This is a genomic window from Sporosarcina sp. FSL K6-1540 (genome assembly GCF_038620285.1).
GTDB lineage: Bacteria > Bacillota > Bacilli > Bacillales_A > Planococcaceae > Sporosarcina > Sporosarcina psychrophila.
This window is the reverse complement of record NZ_CP152018.1, coordinates 1,991,913-2,017,791: the sequence shown is the minus strand read 5'-3', so window position 1 is coordinate 2,017,791 and position 25,879 is coordinate 1,991,913. Positions and strand designations below refer to the sequence as shown.

26 protein-coding genes are annotated in these 25,879 nt (G+C 40.7%); 6 read left to right on the top strand and 20 right to left on the bottom strand.

Going from position 1 to position 25,879, the window contains the following annotated elements:
* Window positions 1–31: 31 nt before the first annotated feature.
* Window positions 32–178 carry a hypothetical protein gene (locus MKY15_RS09295; RefSeq protein WP_187046484.1) on the bottom strand — a complete coding sequence of 49 codons (147 nt, stop codon included), beginning with the start codon at window positions 176–178 and terminating at the stop codon, window positions 32–34.
* 77 nt (window positions 179–255) lie between these two features.
* Between MKY15_RS09295 and MKY15_RS09290 the strand changes: the two genes are divergently transcribed.
* Entirely contained in the window at window positions 256–885 is a 630-nt protein-coding gene (locus MKY15_RS09290; RefSeq protein WP_338653888.1) for a hypothetical protein, read from the top strand.
* Between the two features lie 345 nt (window positions 886–1,230).
* On the opposite strand, the gene MKY15_RS09285 is transcribed toward MKY15_RS09290, so the two are convergent.
* The 15 genes from MKY15_RS09285 to MKY15_RS09215 all read right to left on the bottom strand — a co-directional run bounded on the left by MKY15_RS09285 (window position 1,231) and on the right by MKY15_RS09215 (window position 15,971).
* Window positions 1,231–1,833, bottom strand: a complete 603-nt coding sequence (locus MKY15_RS09285) for a maltose acetyltransferase domain-containing protein (protein ID WP_187046482.1) — start codon at window positions 1,831–1,833, stop codon at window positions 1,231–1,233.
* A gap of 44 nt (window positions 1,834–1,877) precedes the next feature.
* Window positions 1,878–2,747: an ROK family protein gene (locus MKY15_RS09280; protein ID WP_342539516.1), complete on the bottom strand. Its 870-nt coding sequence runs from the start codon at window positions 2,745–2,747 to the stop codon at window positions 1,878–1,880.
* 21 nt (window positions 2,748–2,768) lie between these two features.
* A complete protein-coding gene (locus MKY15_RS09275; RefSeq protein WP_342539515.1) occupies window positions 2,769–4,226 on the bottom strand; it encodes a glycoside hydrolase family 32 protein in 1,458 nt (485 codons plus the stop codon).
* An 18-nt stretch (window positions 4,227–4,244) separates the two neighbouring features.
* Window positions 4,245–5,849, bottom strand: coding sequence for an ABC transporter substrate-binding protein (locus MKY15_RS09270; protein ID WP_342539514.1), 1,605 nt, complete (start codon window positions 5,847–5,849; stop codon window positions 4,245–4,247).
* A gap of 18 nt (window positions 5,850–5,867) precedes the next feature.
* Window positions 5,868–6,743, bottom strand: a complete 876-nt coding sequence (locus MKY15_RS09265) for a carbohydrate ABC transporter permease (protein WP_187046479.1) — start codon at window positions 6,741–6,743, stop codon at window positions 5,868–5,870.
* 20 nt (window positions 6,744–6,763) lie between these two features.
* Window positions 6,764–7,705, bottom strand: a complete 942-nt coding sequence (locus MKY15_RS09260; protein ID WP_342539510.1) for an ABC transporter permease subunit — start codon at window positions 7,703–7,705, stop codon at window positions 6,764–6,766.
* Between the two features lie 116 nt (window positions 7,706–7,821).
* The gene (locus MKY15_RS09255; RefSeq protein ID WP_187046477.1) at window positions 7,822–8,787 is read right to left on the bottom strand and encodes a LacI family DNA-binding transcriptional regulator; all 966 of its coding nucleotides are present in this window, start codon (window positions 8,785–8,787) and stop codon (window positions 7,822–7,824) included.
* Window positions 8,788–9,115: 328 nt separating this feature from the next.
* On the bottom strand, window positions 9,116–9,424 hold the full coding sequence (locus tag MKY15_RS09250; RefSeq protein WP_342539507.1) for a hypothetical protein: 309 nt from the start codon (window positions 9,422–9,424) through the stop codon (window positions 9,116–9,118).
* A 161-nt stretch (window positions 9,425–9,585) separates the two neighbouring features.
* The gene (locus MKY15_RS09245) at window positions 9,586–10,098 is read right to left on the bottom strand and encodes a YcxB family protein (RefSeq protein WP_067204926.1); all 513 of its coding nucleotides are present in this window, start codon (window positions 10,096–10,098) and stop codon (window positions 9,586–9,588) included.
* Window positions 10,099–10,186: 88 nt separating this feature from the next.
* Window positions 10,187–10,504 (bottom strand): hypothetical protein, encoded by a 318-nt coding sequence (locus tag MKY15_RS09240; RefSeq protein ID WP_338653891.1) that lies wholly within the window; start codon window positions 10,502–10,504, stop codon window positions 10,187–10,189.
* Window positions 10,497–11,399: a DMT family transporter gene (locus tag MKY15_RS09235; protein ID WP_342539504.1), complete on the bottom strand. Its 903-nt coding sequence runs from the start codon at window positions 11,397–11,399 to the stop codon at window positions 10,497–10,499. Before MKY15_RS09235 ends, MKY15_RS09240 begins: the two co-directional genes overlap by 8 nt.
* A 61-nt stretch (window positions 11,400–11,460) precedes the next feature.
* Complete coding sequence (locus MKY15_RS09230; protein ID WP_187046473.1) at window positions 11,461–12,477, bottom strand: nitronate monooxygenase; 1,017 nt, start codon at window positions 12,475–12,477, stop codon at window positions 11,461–11,463.
* A 524-nt stretch (window positions 12,478–13,001) separates the two neighbouring features.
* Window positions 13,002–14,090 carry a CopD family protein gene (locus tag MKY15_RS09225; RefSeq protein ID WP_342539503.1) on the bottom strand — a complete coding sequence of 363 codons (1,089 nt, stop codon included), beginning with the start codon at window positions 14,088–14,090 and terminating at the stop codon, window positions 13,002–13,004.
* A 3-nt stretch (window positions 14,091–14,093) separates the two neighbouring features.
* Window positions 14,094–14,654, bottom strand: coding sequence for a copper resistance CopC family protein (locus MKY15_RS09220; protein WP_342539501.1), 561 nt, complete (start codon window positions 14,652–14,654; stop codon window positions 14,094–14,096).
* Between the two features lie 153 nt (window positions 14,655–14,807).
* Window positions 14,808–15,971, bottom strand: a complete 1,164-nt coding sequence (locus MKY15_RS09215) for a substrate-binding domain-containing protein (RefSeq protein ID WP_342539498.1) — start codon at window positions 15,969–15,971, stop codon at window positions 14,808–14,810.
* 573 nt (window positions 15,972–16,544) lie between these two features.
* On the opposite strand from MKY15_RS09215, the gene MKY15_RS09210 reads away from it, so the two are divergent.
* Together MKY15_RS09210 and MKY15_RS09205 are read left to right on the top strand one after the other, a co-directional pair.
* On the top strand, window positions 16,545–17,591 hold the full coding sequence (locus tag MKY15_RS09210; protein WP_342539497.1) for a metalloregulator ArsR/SmtB family transcription factor: 1,047 nt from the start codon (window positions 16,545–16,547) through the stop codon (window positions 17,589–17,591).
* A gap of 21 nt (window positions 17,592–17,612) precedes the next feature.
* The gene (locus tag MKY15_RS09205) at window positions 17,613–18,857 is read left to right on the top strand and encodes an MFS transporter (RefSeq protein WP_342539495.1); all 1,245 of its coding nucleotides are present in this window, start codon (window positions 17,613–17,615) and stop codon (window positions 18,855–18,857) included.
* Between the two features lie 35 nt (window positions 18,858–18,892).
* Here MKY15_RS09205 and MKY15_RS09200 read toward each other — a convergent pair whose 3' ends face one another.
* Window positions 18,893–19,084 (bottom strand): YwbE family protein, encoded by a 192-nt coding sequence (locus MKY15_RS09200; protein WP_338653908.1) that lies wholly within the window; start codon window positions 19,082–19,084, stop codon window positions 18,893–18,895.
* Window positions 19,085–19,087: 3 nt separating this feature from the next.
* Window positions 19,088–19,693, bottom strand: coding sequence for a class I SAM-dependent methyltransferase (locus MKY15_RS09195; protein ID WP_342539493.1), 606 nt, complete (start codon window positions 19,691–19,693; stop codon window positions 19,088–19,090).
* A 123-nt stretch (window positions 19,694–19,816) separates the two neighbouring features.
* Between MKY15_RS09195 and MKY15_RS09190 the strand changes: the two genes are divergently transcribed.
* Complete coding sequence (locus MKY15_RS09190) at window positions 19,817–20,263, top strand: MarR family transcriptional regulator (RefSeq protein WP_338653916.1); 447 nt, start codon at window positions 19,817–19,819, stop codon at window positions 20,261–20,263.
* Window positions 20,264–20,265: 2 nt separating this feature from the next.
* Window positions 20,266–22,734 carry an MMPL family transporter gene (locus MKY15_RS09185; RefSeq protein WP_342539492.1) on the top strand — a complete coding sequence of 823 codons (2,469 nt, stop codon included), beginning with the start codon at window positions 20,266–20,268 and terminating at the stop codon, window positions 22,732–22,734.
* 56 nt (window positions 22,735–22,790) lie between these two features.
* Here MKY15_RS09185 and MKY15_RS09180 read toward each other — a convergent pair whose 3' ends face one another.
* Both MKY15_RS09180 and MKY15_RS09175 read right to left on the bottom strand, forming a co-directional pair.
* Complete coding sequence (locus tag MKY15_RS09180) at window positions 22,791–23,681, bottom strand: aminoglycoside phosphotransferase family protein (protein ID WP_342539491.1); 891 nt, start codon at window positions 23,679–23,681, stop codon at window positions 22,791–22,793.
* Between the two features lie 48 nt (window positions 23,682–23,729).
* Complete coding sequence (locus tag MKY15_RS09175) at window positions 23,730–25,298, bottom strand: amidohydrolase (protein WP_342539490.1); 1,569 nt, start codon at window positions 25,296–25,298, stop codon at window positions 23,730–23,732.
* Between the two features lie 107 nt (window positions 25,299–25,405).
* Here MKY15_RS09175 and MKY15_RS09170 point away from each other — a divergent pair, with 107 nt between their 5' ends.
* Window positions 25,406–25,846 (top strand): YtoQ family protein, encoded by a 441-nt coding sequence (locus MKY15_RS09170; protein ID WP_338653922.1) that lies wholly within the window; start codon window positions 25,406–25,408, stop codon window positions 25,844–25,846.
* Window positions 25,847–25,879: the final 33 nt, after the last annotated feature.

Below are 25,879 nucleotides of genomic sequence, written 5' to 3'. Positions count from 1 at the left end.
TCCCCCCAATTTAAAAAGAACATTCCCTAAATTATACTTTAAACTCACTTGTATACATATCTTTATTTTCAGTTTTTAGTAAAGCAGGGAGTGAGTTTATGATTAGCAAAAGCAACACCGTTCCCTGTAAATAACCGAGGATAATTTCACAAACCTTGTCCACAACTACCAATGTCATCTATCCACTTCCTCACTGTCAATACTGGTTATTTATGGTATACTTTCATAAACAAAGCCATTATGGAGGATGATTAAATGACGACTATGCAAACAATGTCGATCCATCGCGCTTTATCAGAATTAAAAACCTTAAACGAGCGCATTGCGAAAGCTATTAATGAAGCAGATCATGTGGCAACAGACCGCAAATCTGCTCAAAAAATTAAAGGCCTTTCCATCGAAGACTACGAAAAAACAATCCAATCAGGTTTTGATAAAGTCGTTTCATTAATCGAACGACGCATCCACATTAAAGATGCAATTGTACAATCGAACGCAATGACAGAAGTAATCGTCGCTGGTGAAACTATGACTGTTGCCAAAGCAATCGAGCGTAAAACCTCTATTGAAAATGAAGAAAAGTTACTGACCTCCATGATTGAAGCCCGGAGAATAGCCATCAACAAGCTCACAAAAGAAAATGAGTCCCTTCCAAAACGCTTAGAAGAGTACTTAACGGCTATTTTAGGTAGCAAAGAAAACGCAAAAAAAGAAGAAGTTGAGCTACATACAAAGGCATTCATGGAACGAAATGAATATATTTTAATCGATCCACTCAAAATCAGTACACGAATCGAAGCATTAGATGAAAAAATTACAAACTTCAAAGCAGAAGTAGACGCAGTGCTTTCTGAATCGAATGCACTTACAACAGTTAACGTATAACTAGCCTTGCATGAGTATTCGAAAACGATATCCACAAGACCCTTCTTTTGTTGGTATTTCTTTGGGGAACAAGTAAAACCAACACCCAACTTACAACTTAATCTACAAGTAATGATGATAAAAGCTCAAGGCTTAAATCTCAAAGCTGTAAAACTTACGCATTAAAGTTCTTTACTGTTTAAAGGTCAACGTTCAGCACTCAAACCTCTTTTAAATCTTGGACAAACAGTTACGGGATTCTTGTGTTCGCCCATCGTTGTCTGCCAAGCTGAATATATTGTGCAAATTAAAATCGGTTAGAGAAATGATTATTTCTCTAACCGATTTTTTCTTCGTATTATGAATCTACCCGCGTTTCTCAAAATCCGCTGAATTAAGTAGGCGTCCCTCTACATCAATCTCTTTAATAATTTTCGCCGGGTTCCCACCTACAATCACATTATCCGGTACATCTTTTGTCACAATCGCTCCTGATGCGATCACTACATTATTTCCGATGGTTATTCCAGGGTTAATAACAGCTCTCCCGCCAATCCACACATTATCACCAATTGTGACTGGCTTGCCATACTCTACACCCGAAATTCGTTCCAATGGATTTACTGGATGTGTAGCTGTGTAAATATGTACACCGGGAGCAATCATACAATTATCACCAATCCTAATTTCACATACATCCAAAAACACGCTATCAAAATTAGCGTAGAAGTTATCACCGACATGAATATTAGATCCATAATCACAACGCAAGCTAGGCTCAATATTAAGTTCCTTACCAGTTGAACCAAATAGCTCTTTTAATAATTTAGTCCGTTCCCTATGTTCATTTTCCATCGTCCCATTAAATAACCTCGTTAAACGACGAGCGTTTTCCCGTTCTTTTGTTAATTCAAGATCCGAGGGACAATACAATTCGCCAGCTAGCATTTTTTCTTTCTCTGTTTTCATTGTAGGTCTCCCCTATTACTATAAAATTTGAGCGAAAGGATTCCCTATTCCAACTCAACCTTCGCCAAATAAAATGCACCTTTAATCGCCGAAAACCCTTCAATGCCAGGTGTTACAATATAATTAGCCATCTGGTCCTCCAGCTGCGGGAAAACCAAATAATGATTATTCATCGCCTGCAAATGTTTGTAAATAACGGGCAACAATTGTCTTTGCCTCATGACCCCACCACCTAGAATAATTCTTTCGGGTGATAGCGTTAGAATATACGTCATTAACGCTTGAGCGATATAATAGCCTTCGATTTCCCACACTTCCGGTCGACCTTCAAGCAACATAGCTTTCTGGTTCCATCTTTTTTCAATCGCTGGTCCAGAAGCTAGTCCCTCCAAACAATCTAGGTGGAATAGACAACCGCCCTCGAAATGATCATCTGGATGTCTTCTGACCGTGACATGCCCCATCTCAGGATGACTAATTCCATGCAGCATTTTGCCATTATTCACCGCGCCCACGCCGATTCCAGTCCCAATCGTGATATAGATACAGCTATCAACATCCTGAGCAGCTCCAAACTCCGCCTCTCCCAATGCTGCAATATTGACATCCGTATCGAACACTATCGGGACATCCAAGTACTCTTTTAACGAAGACAGGATATTAAAATGCTGCCATTGTACTTTAGGCGTCGTTGTAATACAACCATAACTTGCAGAGTTCGGGTTAATATCAGCCGGACCGAATAAGCCCACTCCTAATGCTTGAATCTCAAATTGTTGAAAGAATTCCTGAACTTTCTCCATAGTCATAGTAGGGGTTGTTGTTGGAATTTCAATCAGCTCAATTACATTAAAATCCATATCCCCCACAGCACAGACAAACTTTGTTCCACCCGCTTCAATTGCACCTAGCAAGATACATTCTCCTCTCCATACTTATAATGAGTGAGATACTGAAATATAGCTATTTGTTAATTGGATAGCTCCACCTGATGCGAATAGGGCAATCTCTTCACAGACCTTATCTGGATAAATCAGGCTCGTTACAGCATAAGCACCCTCATTCAAGAATATTTCAATAGAAGAAGAATCTACAATAATACGCAATTTCATCTGATTTGTAACTTGCAGGTTCAACTCTTGGCGATTCGAAAAGTTTTCCGAGAATGTAATCTCTCCCGAATTCTTTCTATCCAACGTGACATAATTCGTCTCTGCATCTATCGTTAGCAACGTTTTTTGGCTTTCCGTATGGGACAACTCGACACCGAATTGCTTCGCATCATGATTATCAATCGTTAAAACAATCTCCACACTCGACTTATCCACCGCAAACGTTTTTGTCTCTTCGCCGTTGATTAGCACATCGTCAATTTCAACAACTTTCGTAAAGTATGAATCTAGTTCCTTGACGGGATTTTGAACGACCAGTAGCTGATCTCCAACATGTTGTAACGCTAACGTTCTCGGCAACGTCATCTGGCTTCTCCAACCCTCAGTCGGTACTTCGTTGGCATAGCGCCAATTACTCATCCAGCCCAGATATATTCTTCGACCATCCTCAGTAGGAATATCTGAAAAACTAACACCAGCATAATTGTCTTTTCCAAAATCTAGCCATTGAATCTCTTGATGGTCAGCTGTAAAAGTAGAGCCATCAAAAGAACCTACAAAGTATTGCGTTCTTGAGCCACTATCAAATTGAGGGTTGTCCCCAATACTGACCAATAACACCCACTTCTTCTCTTCACTATTATCCACGACTAATTCAAATAGATCAGGACATTCCCAAACACCATCATGGGAGCCAATATTATCCCCAAACTCACTTTCAAATTGCCAGTCTATTAAATTCGGTGACGAGTAAAAAGTCACCGTTTGTCCTGTTGCTAACGTCATCAGCCACTTTGCCGTTTTAGTATGCCAAAACACTTTCGGGTCCCTAAAATCTACTTTTGTCGGGTGCCCGAGTACAGGATTCCCTTCGTACTTCGTCCATGTTCGGCCTTGGTCATGACTATAGGCAAGACTTTGCGTTTGAATAGCCGTCGTTCCATCAGCCTTATCCAAATGATGCGTAAAAATCGCTACAATTCCTGGCTCATCCGGGAAAAGACCCGTTGTATTATGCCAGTCTACTACAGCACTTCCTGAAAAAATGGTCCCTAGTTCATCTGGATAGAGGGCGATCGGCAATTCCTGCCATTCAATCATATCCCGACTGACAGCATGGCCCCAATGCATGGGACCCCATATGCTATCATTTGGATTATGCTGAAAGAATAAATGATATTCACCTTTAAAATAAACCATTCCGTTCGGATCATTCATCCAATTTTTCTGTGGTGCAAAGTGCAAGGTTGGTCTATACTTCTCAAGATTATAAGTCCGCAATTACTATTTCCTCCTCTGTTAGTTTGAATTTCGGTCATAGCCATCTTGTTTAATTTGTAGCCAAGTAGGGAAATTCAATCGATCTAGCTCCGCCAAATACTCGCCCCACTCTTCTTCTGCCTTTCCATTTTTAATCCACTCCGCTCGTTTTCTGTGGACATAAGCGAATAAATCTGCTTCGATTGTCGATAGCTCTTTTAACTCATCAAGAGAGAAAAATACTTTCGGATAAATATTGTCTGCATTCATATGCGGTGACATGACTTCCTTCATTAAATCCAATCTTTCTATTGCGTCATCTGGCTTTGTCGTAACAGTGCCATAGTATTCATCAAGAATAGCCAATGGTCCGCCAATATTTGTTTTTTGTCTTAGCTCAACGGGGGCAGTTCCTTCCAGTGCAAGATGTTTTAGCTTATTGGTATTCTCGTCAAACTCAAAGATATTTTGTTGCTCTGTATCTCCATAAGTTCCCCAGTTATTTTGCACAGATTGCACAGGATCATAAAGTTGGTCAATCCATTTAGCTGTTAACTCTAAGTTTTCATTGGCACTTGTGATAACCATTTTCCCTCTGTCAAAGCCCATGCCATTTGTGCGCGCAACATGGATATTGCCTTCAGCATCAGCAAGCGGAGGCATCAGTTCATAGTGATCGTTGTCGCCACTAATGTTCGCTTTATCCCACGTGAAATATAAACCATATTTCTCGTCTTTTCCTTTTGCCACATACGTATTGAAGTCTTGTTCAAAAGCTTCTTCATCAATGAGGTTATTTTTATACAGGTCCGCAAAGTACATCATGGCATCACGGTAACCTTCGTCTGCTGCTGTAAAGATTACTTCACCGTCGTCGGAAACGACCGTGTGATCCCAATTATCCCCCAAGCCAAATGGATTGAACAAAAATGCAAGATCCTCCCCACCTTTGTTAATGATGAAAGAAAGCGGGATTTCATCGGCTTGTCCATTGCCGTTTGGATCGTCATTTTTGAAGGCTAGCAACACTTCTTTTAACTCTTCTACATTGGTTGGCATGTCCAATCCTAAGTTGTTTAGCCAATCCACGTTAATCCATGGAAACGTGTCAATGGAGTGAATGTTTTCTTTACCTGCTCCTAATTCCTCAATCCAAGGGAATGCGTAGATATGGCCATCTGTTGCCGTAATCATAGACCTGTATTCCGGTTTTGCTTCTAATACCTTTTGCAAATTCGGCATATACTGGTCAATGAGATCTTCCACGGGAATAATCGTGCCATCCTTCCCTAATTTCTGAAGATCATAGTCACTGTAAGCGGCGTCTAGAATAGCATCTGGCAAATCACCACTCGCAACCGTCAAGTTTCTCTTTTCAATAAATGAATCAGTCGTATAGTTTTTCCATTCAATATCGACACCCGACTTTTCTGCTAATCGTTTGTAAATTAGCTTTTCATTCGGATCTGTCGGTGCTAAAGGTGAGCTTTGTGTCATGAATTTTAAGCTCACTGCTTCTTCCAATGGAAATGTGATATCTTTTAGCTCATAAGCTTCAGATGACGTGCCACTATCTTTGCTACATCCCGCAAATAATAATCCCGTCACGAGTAAAGCTGTTAGTGCCTTGTTGCTCTTTTTCATACTAAAACCCCCATTTTTTTATTTTATTGAACCAACCATTACGCCTTTTTCAAAATACTTCTGGAAGAAAGGATACATAATGATTAGAGGTAAACTAGAAAGAATAATAGATGAGTATTTAATCATTTCCGACATCTTTTTCAACTCTGCCATGGCAAGCTGATCGCCAATCATACCAGGCTGTACTTCATTTTGGATAAGAATCGAACGTAACACCAATTGCAATGGATGCAATTTAGCATCCTCTAAGTAAATCATGGCGTCAAAATAAGAATTCCATTGTCCTACAAAGGCATATAAGGCAAGAACAAAAATAATCGGTTTAGATAGCGGTAAAATAATCTTGAAGAATATAAGTAAATCAGATGCCCCGTCGATTTTTGCCGCTTCCTGTAGTTCCTTAGGAATGGCTTTGAAATATGTTCTAGCTAAAATAATATTCCAGACACTAATCGCACCTGGCAAAATAATAGCCCATATGCTATTTAACATCCCTAGATCCTTGATCACTAAATACGTCGGGATTAAACCACCACTGAAAAACATTGTGATAAGGAAGAAAATCATAATGACTTTCGTACCCCTAAAGCCCTCAACCGATAATGGATAAGCAGCTAGTATGGAAACAATAACTGTCACCAAAGCAAATCCAACGGAGTACAGAATCGAGTAAAAGAACCCTCTAATAATCGCTTCGTTTTGCAAAATTTTCACATAGCCTTGCACACTCCAATCGTCCGGATTGAACGATATGCCTTTACTTAGCAAAACGTTAGGTTCTAAAAATGAGGCTAACAGCACATAGAGCAAAGGCAACAGAATAATCAACGTCGCAATAATGAGGAAATACTTATTTATCATGAGCAGAAATCGATCTTTTTTCGAATAATTCATATCTCTATCTTGTCCCCCTTTTAATAAAGACCTTCACCTTCATTAAGTTTTTTAACTACGTAGTTCACAAAAATAAGCAAAATCACATTGATAATGGAGTTAAATAATCCGACTGCCGATGAGTATGCATAGTCTCCGGCTTGTAGCCCCACTTTGTAAACATAGGTTGCAATAATTTCAGACGTTGGAATATTCATGGCGGTTTGCATCAAATAGGCTTTCTCAAATCCAATGCCCATGATTCCACCTGCCGCCAGGATAAATAGAACAGCCATCATAGGTTTTAATGTCGGAAGATCGATATGCTTTACTCTTTGCAACAATGATGCTCCATCAATGGTTGCTGCATCATGTAGCTGAGGATCCACATTAGAAAGCGCTGCCACATAAATGATAGAAGCCCAGCCTGCACCTTGCCAAATACCCGAAAGAATATAGATGGATACAAATGCATCTGGATCAGACATGAACGAAATCGGCTTGTCCATGAAAAACGATAAAATCGTATTAATAGGTCCCGTTGGTGACAAGAAGATAAATAGCATCCCTGTAATAACAACAACCGAGATAAAATTCGGTGCATACAGAATGAGTTGAATATTTTTCTTAATGGATGCTCGTTTCACCTGATTCAACATTAATGCCAGAATAATCGGTACCGGAAATCCTAACACTAACCCGAAAACACTTAGTTTAAGCGTATTCATAAAAATGTCTCCGAAGTTGGGGGACGTTAAAAATTTTGTGAAATGGTCAAACCCTACCCAATCACTTCCCCATATCCCTTTCATAGGACTAAAATCTTTAAAGGCAATAATTGATCCGTACATTGGAATATACTTAAAGATAATTGTCAAAATAATCGCTGGAGCTAAAAATAAATACAGCATATAGTTTTGTTTCATATACTGAAACAAACTTTTTCTCTTACGGGATACGTTTGTTTTTGAATCAGTAATCATCTCTATACATAGCCCCCTTAAGTATTTTTTGATTTGTGAGTTAATATTATGTTAACCGCTTTCATATGTCAACCGCTTGACATAAAATAAAATAAAAAAACCTAATCCCATGAAAATTAGGTCGTCTCATTGATTAATAGCTGAACTGGCAACACCGTTTCATACGGACCTGAAAGTTCCGAGTTATCAATCATATCCATCAACTTTGTCACAGATGTTTTAGCAATCTCCTCGATCGGTTGTTTAATTGTCGTGAGCTGAGGTAACAAACTTCTGGTCGTTTTCGTTCCATCATAGCCGATGACCTTTAGTTGCTCAGGCACTTGGATGTTCAATTCTCTAGCAACTTGCAAACAAGCAGCCGCCATCAGATCATCACTGGCGAATATGCCATCTGTTTCAGGGCGTTCCAATAAAATTTTTCTGATTGATAATACAATATCTTCTTCATCAAACTGCAGTTCATATGTAACGGGATTATCGACCAGATCCTCATAAGCTTTTCTTCTATATTGGGTGGGGGTTTCTAATTCAAGAGGACCATTAATATGAATAATTGACAGACATCCTCGATCGATTAAATGCTGAACCGCCAATTTTCCACCCATATAATTATCAGAACCGACTACAGGTATTGTCGGTGCCAAGTAATGGTCAATCGCAACAATCGGGAGCTTCGGATACTTATACGTATCGATTCCCCGGTTATACGAACAAACAAGAATACCGTCTACTTGATGTCGAATCAGCATCGTCGAATAAGCCTTCTCTTTTTCAAATTGCCCTGAACTATTACAAAGAATAATTTTATACCCTAAAGATGAGCAGATATTTTCAATATACAACGATAATTCTCCAAAAAAAGGATTACTAACCGTCGGAACGATTAGTCCGATAAAATTCGTTCTCTTTTTGAACAGAGACCTTGCAACGTCATTCGGGTAATAATCCAATTCTTCGATGGCGTCCTCTACTTTTTTCTTCGTCAGCTCACTAATGTAACCTCTATTATTCAATACCCGAGATACAGTCGTTGGGGACACCCCGGCTGCTTTCGCAACATCTTCTAATTTAACTTTCATAATATGTCTCCTCATATATAAAGTATATTTATTCCCAATATTAATTACATCTTAGCATATATTACTATTTAGTACGGGCCAAGGAAGCCACTTACAAGCAAAGTCGTAAGATAAAACGCAAAAACCCCGTCCTTCTTCATCGACGGGTTTTCTTGTCTATGCTGCGTTATATAGGTTGAAATAAAGAATTCCATTGAATCCGCTATTGTGGGAGGCCCCCCTATGAAGGCTTCTTCGCTCAGTTTTAAAAAAGGCACTGGCACTAAAACAATCATGTCATTTCAAACAAATGGAATTGTTTGAACTTTCACGACTGAACGAGTGCCTGTCACCTTTTTTCTGCCCCATTGGAATACAGCTCTTTTTCAATTTGCACCCATGCTTTTAACTGTTCCCGCCCTGGGTATGATTCTTCGTATTTTTTATGTTCTTCCAACAACTCAATTCCTTTTTGAGTTAAACGGGCTGCATTTAGAGAGAATTCATCATTTATCCTTAAAACTCTCTCTAGATACCCTTTGTTCTCTAAAAAAAAGATAATGTTTTCAAACTCTCTTTCTTTTAACCCGTAATCATTTGCTTTAGGTATGAAGCTTTTCCTATGAATTTCCCTTAAAATGCTATAACCCGCTCTCAACCAAGTCCCACCTTTGATAAACCGTAATGACGGTACGAAAAATGTATACTTTTCACTTCAGCAGGCAGAAATTAAAGTGCTAAAAGAGTAAATACATTTTCGGTGTATTTTTATTCTCCCTTCAAAAAAACTTCTATGCATTTAGTTCTTCAATTGCTTTTTTACTGCATTAAATTCGATTGGATATATTGTCTCATTTCGTCTACATCATCTATCTCTCTTTTAGGCAGGATATAGGAACTCACTGAACTATTGTAAAGAAAGAAATATCCATCGTCTTCTTGAAAACTTGTAATGCCTAACCAAGTTACTTTTGTTTCTTTATTTGAAGACGTATCCATTAATCCTTCTTCCGTCAATTTCAGTTGATGATTCCCTATTAGGCCATCATTGTTACCTTCTTTAATCATTTTCTTAGCATTACGGGCAATGAGGCCATAAAAATACTTCGGATAAAACATAACCCATAGAATACTCGTTACTAAAAAAATGATAAACAGCGGTAGAAACGACATGTCACTTATCAAGGAGTAAATATAGGAAATAATGATAAAGAATAATGGCGTTATAAACCTTTGTAACGCCAACGCCCGCTTACCAGTTTTAGAATTTTTGATGTGATACAAATTGAAGTGTATGTAATCTTCCTCAGTTAACTTGTAGTGTATTTCCATTGTAATCTCCTTTTTCTTTAAATCATCTTTTCCGTGACTGCCACCGAAAATTTACTGTCTAGGATTGAGAGGGATGGACACTCCCTATCTACTTTTCCAATTTTCTTTCAAACCTAAAGTAAGAATATATCCTATATAACACTGGAAGTAAGGCTATAATTGAGACCCACTTCATCGAACCAAAAGCAAATCCGATACTCACCAAGACTGCAGCGACAAACAAAAAGTTACCCAGAAAACCGTTAAGCGGTTGATTATCTAAGAAAAGTCCTCTGAACCCTTTCAAGTCTTTTACATAACAATCTTCATGATAAGCGACTATAACAAAAAATAAAGTTGCGGTTACTAAATCTCCCCTAAACTTAATTTCTTTAGAACACTTTTCACAATAAACAGCCTTAGACACCGTCATCCCACCTTTCAAGCACTCCAGTCACCTGTTTCTTTTTCAAAAAACTAAGCTTTGTCTCGGATAATACAATCGCTCCAAGAATAAGAATCGCTCCAACACCCATTTTCACCGTCATCACTTCACTTAAAATCGCAACGGAAAATGCCATGCCCCAAAATGATTCGGTAGATAGAATGATTGCTGCTTTTGTTTCTGTTATGTACTTTTGGGCAACTGTCTGTAATAGAAATGCGATTGTTGTCGAAAAAACTGCCAGATAGAGGAGTGGAATCAAACCTTCCGTTTGCGTAGAAAAAGTTGTTTCACCTTTAAATACTACAAACAGACACCCGATGACTGCTGCTGCCATCATTTGAATAATCGTTAGCTGGATAGGGTCCTCGTCTTTTACAAATTTAGAGGTGTAGAAAATATGGAAAGCAAATCCAACTGCACAGCATAATGTTAGTAGATCCCCTACGTTGACTTCAGAAGAGAATTTAAGTGATAGTACCGCTACTCCGATTATCGCCATAAATGCCCCACCGAGTTCAAAAATATCGATTTTCTTTTTATAAATGACGAGCCCTATAAAAGGAACAATAACTACATTGATAGCAGTTAAGAATGCATTCTTTGAAGGAGTCGTATATTGTAAACCTACCGTTTGAAGAGCAAAAGCGATATAGAGGAAAATCCCTAATATCGACCCTTTTATAAATGTGCTTTTCTTTATCGTTTTTAGCCGTTTATTAAATACGATTCCTAAAATGAGTACGCCGATTAAAAAGCGCCCTGCCAGTATTTGATACGGCGTGTAGTATTCCAAGGCTACGGCACTGCCCACAAACCCGCTGCCCCAAATAATTGCTGTAATGATAAGTCCAATTTCCCCAATATATTTCCGCATATGATGCACCGCCGTTTTTATATCTAGTGTACCAAATCAGATTGACGAATGGACTATGTTGTTAGACAAATCTTTCAATAATGTTCTTGAGTTTTCCACTGGTGCTTAAATGCACACTTTCACCCGCCCATAATGACATGAATTCAGTATCCCCTTGCTTTGCCGCCTCTTTACGAATCTCTTTTGTTAAATCATTCTGAAATGGGTACGGAGCAATGATTGCTTCATTCATTTCACTGATGAAGCGATTGCTAATTCCGCGTGCCATTTTACCGGAGAACGCCTTTGTTAACACTGTACATCTTTTATCCGCGTCCAAAACTGCCTGCTTATAAAGCGGATGTGCACCACTTTCGTCAGCAGCTAGAAGTACAGTTCCGATTTGAACAGCTTGTGCCCCGCTAGCTAACACATCCACCATTTTTTCTTTACTTGCAATGCCGCCCGCTGCAATAACTGGAAGTCGAACGGAGGAGACTACTTTCAGCAGTAATTCATTCAATGAAATCAATTTTAATTCGCCTACAAAGGAACCACGATGCCCACCTGCTTCACTACCTTGTACTACAACCGCATCCATTCCCACCTGCTCCGCCAGTTCTGCCTCTTCTATTGAAGTCGCTGTCCCTATTAGAAATACATCATTTCCCTTCAATAATTGCACAGTTTTTTCGTCCGGCAGTCCGAAAGTAAATGAACAGACTTTCACACCTTCTTCTATTAGTACCTGAACTTGCCCTTCAAATTCCGTTTTTGAAAATGGCGTATTCCACTGAGGAATCCCGAGTTCCTTACCTATCGGTTGGAGTGCTTCATATGCCCCCCGTAATTGCTCCTGACTCGGATTCACCGTTTCTGGAACAAACAAATTCAACGCAAATGGCTTCATCGTAAGACTTTTCACTTCACGAATGAAATTCCGCGTCTCTTCGGCCGAAAGATACCCAGCCCCAATTGAACCAAGAATCCCCGCTTCTGCAGATGTTGCTACAAACTCTGGCGTCGTCACACCCGCCATTGGTGCTTGGATGATTGGATGCTCGATTCCTAACATTGCCATCAAATTCAGCTTATTCATTCGACTCTCCTCCAATTCTCTGCGTTCAACGTAAATACCGCTATATATGTTGGACAAATGAAACCTATATTAACCAAATGAAGGCGCCTCACAAGGGGTAGCCACTGAAAAAGTTCTTTTTTATAGTAAAAACTAGTTGATTGTAGTGAAGAGCGGCGACTCCAGCGGGAACAGCGCGAGCTGAAGACCCCGCAGGAAGAGCCGTTACGAAGAACGGCTTTTGCGAGCAAAAGCGCTAGCGTTGGGAGCACGGGGCAAGAATGCCTTAATTTCTGCAAAGAACGCAGAAATACGGCAAATCGAACCCTTTGCTGTTCGATTGGCTGAAGCCGTGCCCGCGGAAAGCGTCCGCTCGGAACGGAAATCAACGGGATTGAAGGAAATCGTACTTTTTCAGTGCCCTCGCTTAGTTCAAGAGGCATCCCGAAGCGCCGAAGCGAATTCACTAGAATTCTTTATTTTAATCTCTATAGTACCCATTATATAGAAAAAAAGGTAGCTAAGTCAGCTACCTTTCACTTTTTCTATTGGATACTAAGTAGTAAAGCTAAATAACTTGTAAAGATGAAAAGAATACTCAAAATGAAAGTTACGATTACCGGTGCTTTCTTAATAAATGAGTACACAGTTAAAACGACGAAAAGAATCGCTAACAGTATAAGAGAGAGACCTGTGGCATTTGCTACAAGTTCGACATTCATTCCTTGCTGAAACTGACCTTGATAAAAGAAACTGAACAGCTTGGAAAGTCCTTCATTTTTCAATATGTTTTCGCTAGGCGGCGATTGTTGACCTAATGCAGCCGTTATCGAAAAAACAACCAAAATAAGTATGCTTTCCACTCTTGTCCAAGGTATTGGATTAAAGTCATTATCCTTAAATAACTTCTTTCTAATAAGTATGCTGTTGATCCCTGCATATACCAGTAATGGAATGATCGTTAAATGTTTTAATAACAATAATTGACCATACGGAAGCATCCACGCATTGGCATATTCATTAAACTCCACTACAAATGTCATTAAAATAAGTCCTGACACAATGGTGATGCTAAAACAAATAATGGCAACAGGCGAGAACCATTTCAAGAAATTCAACCAGTTTGAATGATCTTTTGAAAACCAGCTAACTACAAGCAAGATTCCTACCCAAATACCCACCGCTGTAAAATGGCTTGTATGCGTTAAAAATCCTTTGACATGATCAAGGGAACTAGCGTGACTAGCCCAACCAATTCCCATGATTAAAATGACAACAAAAATGATTCCTATATAAGAGTAGATTGGTTTCTTACGATCATCAAACCAAACGATAAAAATGAATAAGACATTGACAACTAGAAAAGTGAAAATCCATGCTTTGCCGACTTCAAAAGTAAGTAGAACTGTCTGTAGTGTTTCAGAAAGCCCCATATTCTCGTACAAATATATGATTAGCACTAAAACAGGCGCAAATGAGAAAACTGCGATACCGATTGTAGCTATAATTTGTACACTTCTTGGTATGTTTACTTCCGGTCGAAAAGAACTCGGTACTAGAGCTATAAGAAAACTTCCTATAAGAAGCGATACGCAAAGATATAAAAGTATTTCACTAACAATTACCATAAACATTTATTATTTTTTTCTCCTTAACCCGACGAAAATCCCCATAATAATTGCAATTAAGACAATAACGATTACAGGAATGAGATAAGAAGGTAATTGACTTTGTTCATTTGTTTTAGTATCTTCAACATTTTCTAATGGTGTTTCATCTTGATTTACATCTTGTGAATTGGCTTCGGCTTCGGCTTCGGATTCATTTTCAACTGCTGTTTCAGATACAGGAACATCTACAGTGAAAGAAAATTCTCCTGCAATCGGATGACCATCTGCTCCAATAATATTCCAAACAACTGTATAGTCACCATTTTCCAAGGCATTTGTAAACGTCCCTGTCATTTGCGTATCTGCTATGGAAATATCTTCAACTGGAATAGATTGGCCATTTGAATTACTGACCTCTAACGTTCCGCCTTGTTCGATTTTCCCTTCGTAGGTTAAGGCTATCTCGCGCATTTCTTCTGTAACAACTTCTCCATCTTCTGGGGAAGACGTTTCTAACCCTGTATGTGCCAGAGCACTGGTAGTAAAAGTAAACATGAAGACAAATGTAATTAATAATAACTTTTTCACTGTAATTCCTCCTAATTTAATTGCTGATTAAAACTATGGACTTAAAAACTTGAACATAATCAAATCAATTTCAGTGTAGCTTTTCGTTGTGAAAAATTCGTGAAGTGTTTTTATTCCTTATACTATTACGAGTAAAGCAATCCCGTTTTCAGCCTATCGGTTTGTAACATACCCCGTCTTCTCGATGATCGCCTGTCCTTGGTCAGACAAAATCCAATCGATGAATTCCCCGATATGTGAATTATCACTGCCCGCAGTCACGGCATAAATATCAGCCGTAAGAGGATAATCTTCGGACCGGATTGTTTCTGATGACGGTTCAACCCCTTCAATTTGAAGCAATCGGATTTTATCGTTAGTGACCATTTCGGTTGAATAATATCTGAATGTAAAGCCTAATGCATTGTTGTAGTTCGTATAGTCCGATACCTCATTAATAATTCCTCCCATAAGATCAATCACATTTTCAACAGGAGGATCCATGATCGGCACGTCACCCATCAAGTTTTGAAGTGCAGTCTGACTGCCGCTGTCTTGTGGCCGCTGGAATGCCCGTATCGCTTTTTTCTTTCCGCCTACGTCTTTCCAATTTGTTATTTCTCCGGAATAAATCCCTTTGATTTCATTCATCGTCAAGGTTTTTACAGGGTTTTTCGCATTGACGAAAAAAACGAACGCTTCTTTACCGATTGGTGTCAGCGTTAATTCTTTGCCAGCTCGTTCTGCTGATGCCAATTGAGTAGAAGAAGGACCTGCTACAAAAATTATATCGACTTCCCCATCAATGAGCTTTTCGTAGGCTACGTTTGTCATATTCGACATCACTTCACTGTTATAGAGGTTGTATTCCTTTTCTGGATAGACTGCCTGTGCGAATCCAGCATACATTGGGTAAAGCGCGGTCGCACCATCTATGACAGGTAAATCCGATTCCAGCTTCAAGGTCGCTGGCTCGTCCAGTTTCATAGCTTTCGTCCCAGATGCGAACGGACTGTATTGTTGCAGGTTCACTTCTGTATCCTCCAACCTGTCCAAGTTCTGCTTATATATACCGGAAGCCGTGAAAGACAATGCCACAACGGCTATCAGCGCAGCAACGCCATAAAAAGCTTTTTTTCCGTTCGGATATTTCGTCCAACCTATCGTTTTGAATAGAATCAGAACAACCAGTATTACGTAGATTGCAATAAGCAAAGGTATTATATAATACATATTCGGCGTTATGAATAAAACAGATATAAAAGCCAATGGCAACGCCAATATCGTCGCCGCTACAATAATCATTAGGATGGTTGCAATCATTAGGATGTTTTTCAAGCTGAGTCCCCCTTAGTATTAAAACATTTCTGTATAGCGAACCTCAATTGAGCCCGTTCCTGTTCTCTCCAATCATACACATCTTTTTGCACATTAAGTTCAACTCCATTGATTGAAACTGTATTACTATCAATCCGAACGATCTTCGCTTGATTTTCCCGGTTACTTTTAGAACAATCTTCATTGTGCACCCACTCCTATCGAGACGTTTCCCTCCATACAAATGTTTCCAATACACAATTGTTGATTAACCAGTAAATAACTGCTTGCTTTTGTGTTTAAACACTAGACGCCCTATACACAGATGCTCTCGGATCACTTTGGACTGAACGACTACTGCACCATTATTAGGATTTCTTGCTGCGTAGGGTGAACGCTCACTCGTCCATCGCTCTCAAACAACTCTAAAACAAACGTGATTTTTTAAACTTTCACGTTTGATGGATAAAAGTCACAACCTATCTATTTATGATTTATATGTCATAGTACAAAATTAATTGAACGAAATGTTCTATAATTATTGAACTTCGCATTCCAAATAGGTATACTTTACCAAGTAGGAGGCGGATTAGTATGAATACACTAACAATTACAGGCAGAAAAAGAGAATCGTACAAAGTGGAGCTCGAGTATTCTCTATTATGGGAATGTGCATTAGGTATTGCAGCGATCACAAATACACCGCTGCTAGACACGCTCGAGAAAAAAAGGACATTTGAATTACTTCGAAATGAAATACCTGACGAGTTAGTTAGCGAACTGAATTACGTTGAAGAACACAATACATGGAAAAGTTTACTTCAACTTTTACACGCTTTTGAAAGAAATTCGAATGACATTGAAAAATTCAAGATTTATGTCAACAATTTAAGCGATGTTGAACTGAAGTATACTTGTCTCCCATACTTCGGAACAGATTTACAAGAAAGTAGGATGCTTGCGGCGAATGGTGATAAAGTTGCTGTCGATTTAATAAAACAAGTAGCAAAGGAAAACCCTTTTCTACCTGCTTATATTGACTTTATCAGCAATGTAAATGGCGTTGACTTTAAAAAGCATTTACTAACTGTCATGTCTTTGTGGACTGAAACAGTTCTTGATGCAGACACAAATCCCTTGTTAGCCATCTTGGAAAGAGATCTCGATGAAAAAATAAATATGAAAGAGAAACTGACGCCTGAAGAATTTGTTGCATGGGCCACAAATGGAACAGAGTATATTCCTGAGCCAAGCGTTCATCGTGTTTTATTGATTCCCCAATTGACGTACCGCCCTTGGACGATTGTATCGGATATTGAAGAAACGAAAGTTTTTTATTATCCGATTCCGAACACAAGCATTGATCCAACTGATAAGTATCTTCCCGATTACTTTTTAATTCAGAAACATAAAGCATTGGGAGATGAAGTCCGGCTTCGCATGGTTAAGCTTTTATCTGAACAAGATTGCACGTTAAAGGATATAACTGAGCAGCTCGAATTAGGGAAATCAACTGTTCATCATCATTTAAAAATTTTAAAGGCCGCCTCTTTAGTTGGTCAAAAATCCTCCAATTATTATTTGAAAGAAAAGTCCGTTGCTTCCTTGCCCAAAGAGTTGGAACTCTATTTAACCCAATAATACTTGAAGGAGCGGCAGCTTATGAACACTACTGTCTTAAAAAATAGGGGCTTCGTTTCATTGTGGGCGGGGAGTGCCATATCCGAACTGGGCGGCTCCTTTGGCACGTTTTGCAATTCGATTATTGTTTATGAACTCACGGGGTCAAAACTGGCGTTGGGTAGTATGTGGTTACTGTACTTTCTCCCCTCAATCGTGTTTCAACTCGTCAGTGGGCCGTACATTGATAAATGGAGTCGCAAATGGATTATGATTTTCTCACAGTGGACACGGGCATTGATTTTTCTGGTGCCACTTTTATCAATGTTCCTTGGCCATTTGGAAGTTTGGCATATCTATGTAGTTCAGGTCATCATTGGCCTTGTCACCCCACTTTACGTTCCTGCAAGTCAAGCGATTACACCGACAATCGTAGCTAAGGAACAGTTAAGTACGGCCAATGCATATCTCGATGGTACAACGAGGCTTATGATGTTCTTAGCACCCATGGCTGGTGGAGTTGTTATTAATTATATAGGGACGGATTTCACTTTGTTACTCGTGTTTATATTGCTTGCGCTAAGTGGATTTTTGCTGTTACGGATGGACGAGCAACGAGTTCCTCAAGATATACGGAAGACTTGGTTGGAACAATTCAAGGAAGGCATCCATTACTTTTTTAAAGAACGAACAATCGTGTGGCTGGGAATCTTCCTTGCATTCGTCCAATTTGGCGTTGGTGTCACAATGGTGATTAATTTACCGTATATCACGGATGTGCTGAAGGGGAATTATGAAGATTATGGCCTCTTTATGGCTGGCTTTCCATTGGGTTATGTCATCGGATCTCTGTTAATTGGAAAGATAAAATTCCGAAGTCGAAGAATGTTCATGTTAGGATCCCTAGTAATCGGTGGATTAACCTACATTTCGTTAGGAATTATTAATGCAATCATTTTAGCGATTATCGTCGAAATTATTGCAGGAATTATGATGGCTTTCTTCAGTATTCACAACATCACAATTTGTCAGCGGGCGATTCCGAATCATATGATGGGGAAAGTGATGTCGGTTAGATTAGTAATTAGTAGAACGGCAATGCCAATTGGGATTGTTTTTGGAGGTATTGTTAGTGAGTTATGGGGAATTAGACCTTTATATATAATGATTGGATTAGCGATAAGTTTGGTATCTATCATTGGTATCGTCTTTCCTTATTTCAAGTTCATTGATGGTCCACCCCAACCTGAATTATTACCTAAAAAGAATAACTACGCGCGGCAATAGACTGCGCATGGTTATCCTTTTTAGGCCTTTTCTTATTATAAAATCTCGCAAACCCGTCCAACTTGTCCGTCTTCTAAGCGTACTTTAATGCCATGCGGGTGGAAACTTGAGTTCGTCAATAAATCTTTAACGACACCTTCCGTTTTCGAGCCCGACCGCTGATCTTTTTTCAAGATAACTGCTACTTTTAAGCCTGGTGTTACATCTGCACGATTCTGTCCATTCATATATTATTCTTCCTCTCTTTTTTGAAACATACTTTGCACGACGTGTGCGGTTCCTGTATGAAGTTGGCCTTCCACGCGATTGACTTCCCCGATATGGAAGTGTTTGACGAAATAACCATCGAATTGTTCGAGCATCTTAATAGGATTACACAGCATTTCTTCAACCCGTGGGCCGCCTGTTCCGTACTGGAGCTGTTCTTTCGTATACAACTCACTTACATAGCATCCACCAGGTTTTAATGCCTTTTTAATCCCTGCTAGTGTATGGTCCATAACGTTTCCCGGGAAATGTCCGAAGATGTGAACGATGGCATCCCACTGCTCTTCTTCCCATGCCACTTCTGCCAAATCGTGCAGTTCCGTTTTTACAACGACACCTTTTTCACCCGCCAACTGCTTTGTCTTCTCCAGTCCTGCCGGCGCATAATCCCATGCTGTCACATCAAAGCCAAGCGTTGCCAAGTAGACTGAGTTACGCCCTTCACCTTCCGCGATACAAAGCACTTTACCCTTCGGTAATTGCTGTGCCGCCTCCATAAGAAATCCGTTGGGTTCTTTGCCATAGACGTATTCTTCAACGGAAAAACGTTCATGCCACATATTTGTCATAGCTTCTCAGTCCCCTTTGTATCTGCTTCCTTCAGTTTATCATAAAATGGCCGATTACTTTGCCGTTGACATTTATTCGTCTACCCCCTAAACTACTATTATTGGTTTAGGGGGTAGACTATATTGAGAGAAAAACTACTAGAAGCTGTTGATTTATTCGAAGAAGTAATGATTTTCGGGACAGAACATGTTATTAAAAACATGGATATTCCCATTTGGAAAGAGTATTCTCCAGAGCAAATTCAAGTACTCAAAATCCTTTCTACTTATGGAGCACTTTCGAGCGGAAAGCTTGCCACAATTCAAGGTGTACATAAAAGCGCCGTCTCGAGCCGTTTAAAAAAGTTGGAGGAAAAAGGACTTGTGACATCCGAGCGTGACGAAAACGATCAGCGTGCCAAAATCATACGACTTACATCGGAAGGTATCGAGGTTCTTCAAACGTCCAATAATGCGGTCTATGAAAATATTGAAAAACTTTTTAAAGATCGGATTGATGAAAAGGAACTGGAGACATTCGTTAAGACCTTCCGAAAACTTAAAGAGATTTTACAAATGAAGGAGATGTAATTTTGAGAGCTATTATAAAATTCAAATGGCCGATTTTCATCGGCTTACTTACATTGACAATTGCGTTATTCATTTTAGCACCAAATTTGGCAAAACAAGCAGAAGAAGCGGGCTCACTACAACTTCCAAGCAGTGCTGATTCGCAAAAAGCGGCTGATATGCTAGAAAAAGCCGGTGCTTCCGAAGATACGATTTCACTCGTCTATCCGCTGAAAAAACCAGTAGATGCTGCGATGAAAAAAGAAATTCAATCGGTTGTAGACAAACTTGAAGCCCTGGGCAAGCCAGTTTCAGCAATACTTAACCCATTTGAAAGTAAAGAACTGGAAGCGCAACTTGTTTCAAAAGATCAGAAGACAGTCCTCGTACCAATTACTGTGGACGGTACATTTGATGAAATTATTGCCCTTGCTGATAAAATTCATAGTGATATTTTATCCAAAAACCAGACAGTCTATTTAACAGGTGAAGCGATTATCGGCAATGATGTAAACCAAAGCGCACAAGACGGCTTGAAAAAAACAGAAATTATTACCGTCGTGCTTATTTTCGGTTTGCTTCTCATCGTATTCCGCTCAATTGTCACACCATTTATACCGCTTATTGCGGTAGGGATCTCCTATTTACTCAGTCAATCATTTGTTGCCTTTTTCATTGACTGGTTCGGATTCCCTGTTTCTAATTACACACAGATTTTCCTTGTAGCCATCCTCTTCGGACTAGGAACGGATTATTGTATTCTGTTGCTCAGCCGTTATAAAGAAGAATTGCTAGCAGGTCATAGCGTCGAGGATGCAGTCGTTAATACGTATAAAACTGCAGGTCGCACACTGTTCATCAGCGGTCTTGCCGTCTTTATCGGATTTGCAGCAATCGGATTTGCAGACTTCCCGATTTTTAAATCAGCTGTGGCCGTCGCGGTCGGAATTGCCGTGTTGATGGTCGTGCTATTTACAGTTGTTCCATTGTTCATGGTTTTATTGAAAGACAAATTGTTTTGGCCTTCAAAACAAGCTGCATCGCATAAAGACAGTAAAATATGGGTTGCCTTCAGTAAAGTTTCGGTCAAGCGGCCGCTCATTTCTATGCTAATTGTGGCAGTTATCACAGTCCCTCTTCTATTGACATATGATAATGATTTGTCATTCAACACAGTCGATGAGATTGATAAGAGTAAAGAATCGGTCATGGGCCTCAATGCTATTTCTGAAGCATTCGGGAAAGGAGATTCGTTGCCAATCCAGGTTTTATTGAAAAAAGACGGCCCGATTGTCAATGAAACTGACGTCACCTATCTCGAAGCAATCAGCCGGGATATCGAGAAGATTGACGGCGTGAAAACGGTCCGGACGATTACGCGTCCAACTGGTGAAATTATCGAAGACTTGTATGTAGACCACCAGCTTGGTCTTATGTCAGAGGGTCTTGGTGATGCGACTGGTGGACTGGATGAGGTAAAAAAAGGACTGACAGAAGTTCAAGGCGGACTGGACCAAGTGACCGGCATGTTTTCTACCGGTTCTGCAGCTGAAGTCAATGGTGCTGGACTTGCACAAGCCGCAGGTGGTATCGGGCAGCTTTCTGCAGGTGTTGGTGCTTCTACTAAAGGCCTGGATGAAATCGGTTCCGGTCTTGGCGAATTATCCGCATCATTAAAAGAAATGAGTGAGTCGGACAGTGTGCGTGCTACCGGTTTGTTCATCCCGTCAGGCACGCTCAGCAATGAAACGTTCAAGCCGGTGATTGACCGTTATACGTTCGGAGCCGAATCAGGGATTTTACTTGAAGTGATTTTGGACTATGATCCTTATTCAAGGGAAGCGATCCAAACGGTGCATGACATTAAAGACAGCGTAACCCGTTCAGTTATCGGAACACCTTTCTTTGACGCAGAGCTTGCATATAGCGGAGTATCCAGTATGAATTCGGATCTGTATGATATTTCGTCAAAAGACTTCAAGCGCACAGTCATTATTATGCTTGCCAGTTTGTTCGTCGTCTTGACGTTCTTATTCCGTTCTGCAATCATGCCTTTGTATATGATTGGCTCCTTGCTGCTCACATATTACACATCTATCGCTGTAACTGAACTCATCTTTGTCAATATGTTGGGTTATGATGGTATCAGCTGGGCAGTTCCATTCTTTGGCTTCATTCTGCTTATTGCGCTCGGTGTGGATTACTCCATTTTCTTACTCGACCGCTTCCGTGAGGAGAGCATTAATGGGCTGAATATACGAGAGGCCCTTACGATGTCGATGGCTAAAATGGGTACGGTCATCATTACTGCATCCATCATACTCGCCGGAACATTTGGTGCAATGATGCCTTCAGGCGTGTTGAGTCTCGTACAAATCGCTACAATTGTCATTACAGGACTCCTTCTGTATGGACTCATCATTCTTCCATTACTCATTCCGGCGATTACTGTATCGTTTGGCAGAGGGGTATGGTGGCCGTTCAGAGGTTGATCCTATATGTAAAGCGTCCGTTCCTTTTATGGGGAACGGACGCTTTTTTAATGATTCTACTCTTTGTTACTGATACTCTCCAAATATTGATCCAATCGTGCTGCCATCATTTCATCCGTCAAACCTGTAACACCAAACGCCGCCCAGCCACTATATACAACAGGAGGTCCGTCCAAGAAATCAAACACGGAGACAATATCCCAATAGGGCTCATACGAAAATGAGGGTTCAGCATGTCTTTGATAAGCTTGTAAAAATAGGTCTGCCACTTCGACGCTATGCAACAGCGCGAGGTTCACACGACAATGACCCACGTCGATACCCGCTGGACCGCGGCATGCATTCGGCCAATCGACAATCCCACTGACTTCTTTGTTAGTCCACAACACGTTTGCAGGATGAAAGTCGCGGTGAATAAACGTCTCGAGAAATTCAGGCTCCGTTCCATGGAAACGTTCAAATGCCGCCTGCCACACATCCCGTTTCTTCGTCCATTCGGGGAATTTGACGTCCGCCCGTTTTGTATATGGCGCATATTTCCATGTAAAATCATTCGCTTTAACTTGATGAATTTGCACAAGTGCTTTTGCCAACCCATCCGTCCATTGGTTGAAATCATCTGGCAGAAGCTCTACTTTCCCTTCAACTTTCGTCATAAGGATAGACGGCAACCCGCTCAGCTTTCCTGTTTCATCAGACCCAATCAGCGCTGGAATCGGCAGCCCACTATCCGAAGCTTTTCGAAGGCTAGACGCTTCGTGCTTGACGAGATCAGGTTCTTCAAGAAGCCACTCCTCATTGTCAAATTGTCGTAAAACCATTTCCGAGTCTTCCGTCTTCACTTCATAAAGAAGTGAGGATGTACTGCCTGGGAGTCGTTTCATCCAATGGACGACACCCCCTACTTCTTGCTGCACCCAGATTTCTGCTTTTTCGATTGGTCGCAAATTCCACCCCTCCTTTAAACATGAATCATGGATTAGGCGAGTCCCATTTCACCCTCTATACATCACTTCACCCGCAACAACGGTCATCACAACATTCGCGTTCACGATCTCTTCATCTTCCACTCGGAATAAATCCTTGTCGAGCACAGTGAAATCAGCATCGAACCCGGGCGCAAGCTTACCGCGGACGTCCGCTTTTCCGATTGTTCCCGCACTCCCCGTCGTAAAGAGGCCGACCGCTTCAAAGCGACTTAGTTTTTCATCTGGAAAATAGCCTTCGTGGGTTTCCCCAGGCTTCCGACGCGTTGCCGCTGCATAGATGCCAAGCAATGGGTCGACCTCCTCGATTGGCGCATCCGAACCGCCGCCGCAAATGAATCCACGGTCAAGCAGCTTTTTCCACGCATAGGCCCAATCAAGACGGTCTTCCCCTAAACGATCCATGACCCATGGGAAGTCTGATGATACAAACACCGGCTGTATATCAAGGATGACTGGCAACTTTTCCATCCGCTCGACTAGATCTTCACGCAAGATATTTACATGGATAAGTCGATCACGTTTGCCAGTAGGTACCGGGTACTTCTCTATCGCATCTAGTGCTTTTTCAACAGCTGCATCCCCAATGACATGAACAGCAATTGCTTCGCCATACTTGCGTGCGAGCGACACTATCGCACCAATTTCTTCATCCGTAATGACTGTCATGCCGAATGTTTCGGGCGTATCTGCATACGGTTTACTTAACAAAGCCGTTTTACCGCCAAGCGCTCCGTCGATGAAAAACTTCATCTCGCCGGGCTCAATCCAAGGTTCATTATAAGTAGCTTGCTCTTCCTTCAATTGCTGGAAAACAGTTGACCGTCGTAATAAATGTGCGCGGAATTTCTTCTGTTCACCAATAACGTTTTTGAATGCTTGTAGCGGGTTTTTATAATCCCCATAATACCCGAGGTCATCCGTCACTCCCCCTGTCAGTCCAAGTGACAGCAAATCATCAACTGACTTTTGTAAGGCCCGAGTCAATGATTCTTCTGTCGGCTCTGGAATAAGGGCAAGTACAATCTCCTGCGCTCCTTCTTTCAAGTAGCCCGTAGGTTCCCCGTTCGCATCACGCATAATGACACCATCTTCGGGATCAAGTGTATCTTTTGAAATACCTGCCAGCTCAAGCGCTTTTGAATTGGCGAGCGCCGCATGTCTACATGTCCGTTTCAAAATCATAGGGGAATCCGTCACCTTATCCAATTCATGTCGCGTGAGGATCTTTTTATCTGGGAAGTTATTTTCATTCCATCCCTCTCCGATAAACCATTCGTCAGATTTCAAATCAGGATGAGTATTTATCAGCATATCCATCATGTCATCAGCGGACGTTGCCTTCGATAAGTCCAAACTTAGTAATTTTTCGCCGTGACCAATCATATGCATATGACTATCGACGAATCCTGGATAAAGAACGGAACCCTGTAAGTCAATTTCATTATCTGCTCGTTCTTTTAAATCGCCATATGTGCCAACTGCACTAACCTTACCGTTTTCTGTGAGCAGCGCCTCAACTTGGTCTCCTTCTTGCTCCATCGTATACATCGTGCCATTATGCCAAAGTGTTTTCATCTCAATTCCCCCTATCTCTCTAGTTATAGTCTAAACTTTCGGTCATTCACGAGCAACATTTTGAATATGAATGCTACAATTAAGATTAATGATTAGGAGGGGTTAAGTTGAGATTAACTGTTTACCTGGCAGGGGAAATCCATAGTTCATGGCGTGAGGAAGTAAAGATGAAAGTGGCTGCACTTAAGTTGCCAATCGATTTCGTCGGTCCCATGGAAGACCATGACCGTTCTGATAACATCGGGGAAGATATTCTAGGCAAGCAGCCGAATTCAATTTCCAAAGATGCTGCGGCATCAAACTTTAATAATTTGCGTACGGAGCTATTAATGAAGCAAGCCGATCTTGTCATCGCTTTATTTGGGGAGAAGTATAAGCAGTGGAATACCGCGATGGACGCGAGTGCCGCCGTCGCATTCGGCAAACCACTCATCCTAATTCGTAATGAAGCACATCATCATGCACTAAAGGAATTGTCCCGCAAAGCAAACGCTACCGTCGAAACTGTCGATCAGGCTGTAAAAGCACTGCATTATATTTTCGAATGAACTAAGAAAAGCGCAAGCTGCCGTTTAGCCCCG

Bases quoted from the DNA above. Each gene is read 5' to 3' on its own strand.
- MKY15_RS09295 (WP_187046484.1), bottom strand. From the start codon at position 178: ATGACATTGGTAGTTGTGGACAAGGTTTGTGAAATTATCCTCGGTTAT.
- MKY15_RS09290 (WP_338653888.1), top strand. From the start codon at position 256: ATGACGACTATGCAAACAATGTCGATCCATCGCGCTTTATCAGAATTA.
- MKY15_RS09285 (WP_187046482.1), bottom strand. From the start codon at position 1,833: ATGAAAACAGAGAAAGAAAAAATGCTAGCTGGCGAATTGTATTGTCCC.
- MKY15_RS09270 (WP_342539514.1), bottom strand. From the start codon at position 5,849: ATGAAAAAGAGCAACAAGGCACTAACAGCTTTACTCGTGACGGGATTA.
- MKY15_RS09265 (WP_187046479.1), bottom strand. From the start codon at position 6,743: ATGAATTATTCGAAAAAAGATCGATTTCTGCTCATGATAAATAAGTAT.
- MKY15_RS09260 (WP_342539510.1), bottom strand. From the start codon at position 7,705: ATGATTACTGATTCAAAAACAAACGTATCCCGTAAGAGAAAAAGTTTG.
- MKY15_RS09255 (WP_187046477.1), bottom strand. From the start codon at position 8,787: ATGAAAGTTAAATTAGAAGATGTTGCGAAAGCAGCCGGGGTGTCCCCA.
- MKY15_RS09245 (WP_067204926.1), bottom strand. From the start codon at position 10,098: ATGGAAATACACTACAAGTTAACTGAGGAAGATTACATACACTTCAAT.
- MKY15_RS09235 (WP_342539504.1), bottom strand. From the start codon at position 11,399: ATGCGGAAATATATTGGGGAAATTGGACTTATCATTACAGCAATTATT.
- MKY15_RS09230 (WP_187046473.1), bottom strand. From the start codon at position 12,477: ATGAATAAGCTGAATTTGATGGCAATGTTAGGAATCGAGCATCCAATC.
- MKY15_RS09225 (WP_342539503.1), bottom strand. From the start codon at position 14,090: ATGTTTATGGTAATTGTTAGTGAAATACTTTTATATCTTTGCGTATCG.
- MKY15_RS09210 (WP_342539497.1), top strand. From the start codon at position 16,545: ATGAATACACTAACAATTACAGGCAGAAAAAGAGAATCGTACAAAGTG.
- MKY15_RS09205 (WP_342539495.1), top strand. From the start codon at position 17,613: ATGAACACTACTGTCTTAAAAAATAGGGGCTTCGTTTCATTGTGGGCG.
- MKY15_RS09200 (WP_338653908.1), bottom strand. From the start codon at position 19,084: ATGAATGGACAGAATCGTGCAGATGTAACACCAGGCTTAAAAGTAGCA.
- MKY15_RS09195 (WP_342539493.1), bottom strand. From the start codon at position 19,693: ATGACAAATATGTGGCATGAACGTTTTTCCGTTGAAGAATACGTCTAT.
- MKY15_RS09175 (WP_342539490.1), bottom strand. From the start codon at position 25,298: ATGAAAACACTTTGGCATAATGGCACGATGTATACGATGGAGCAAGAA.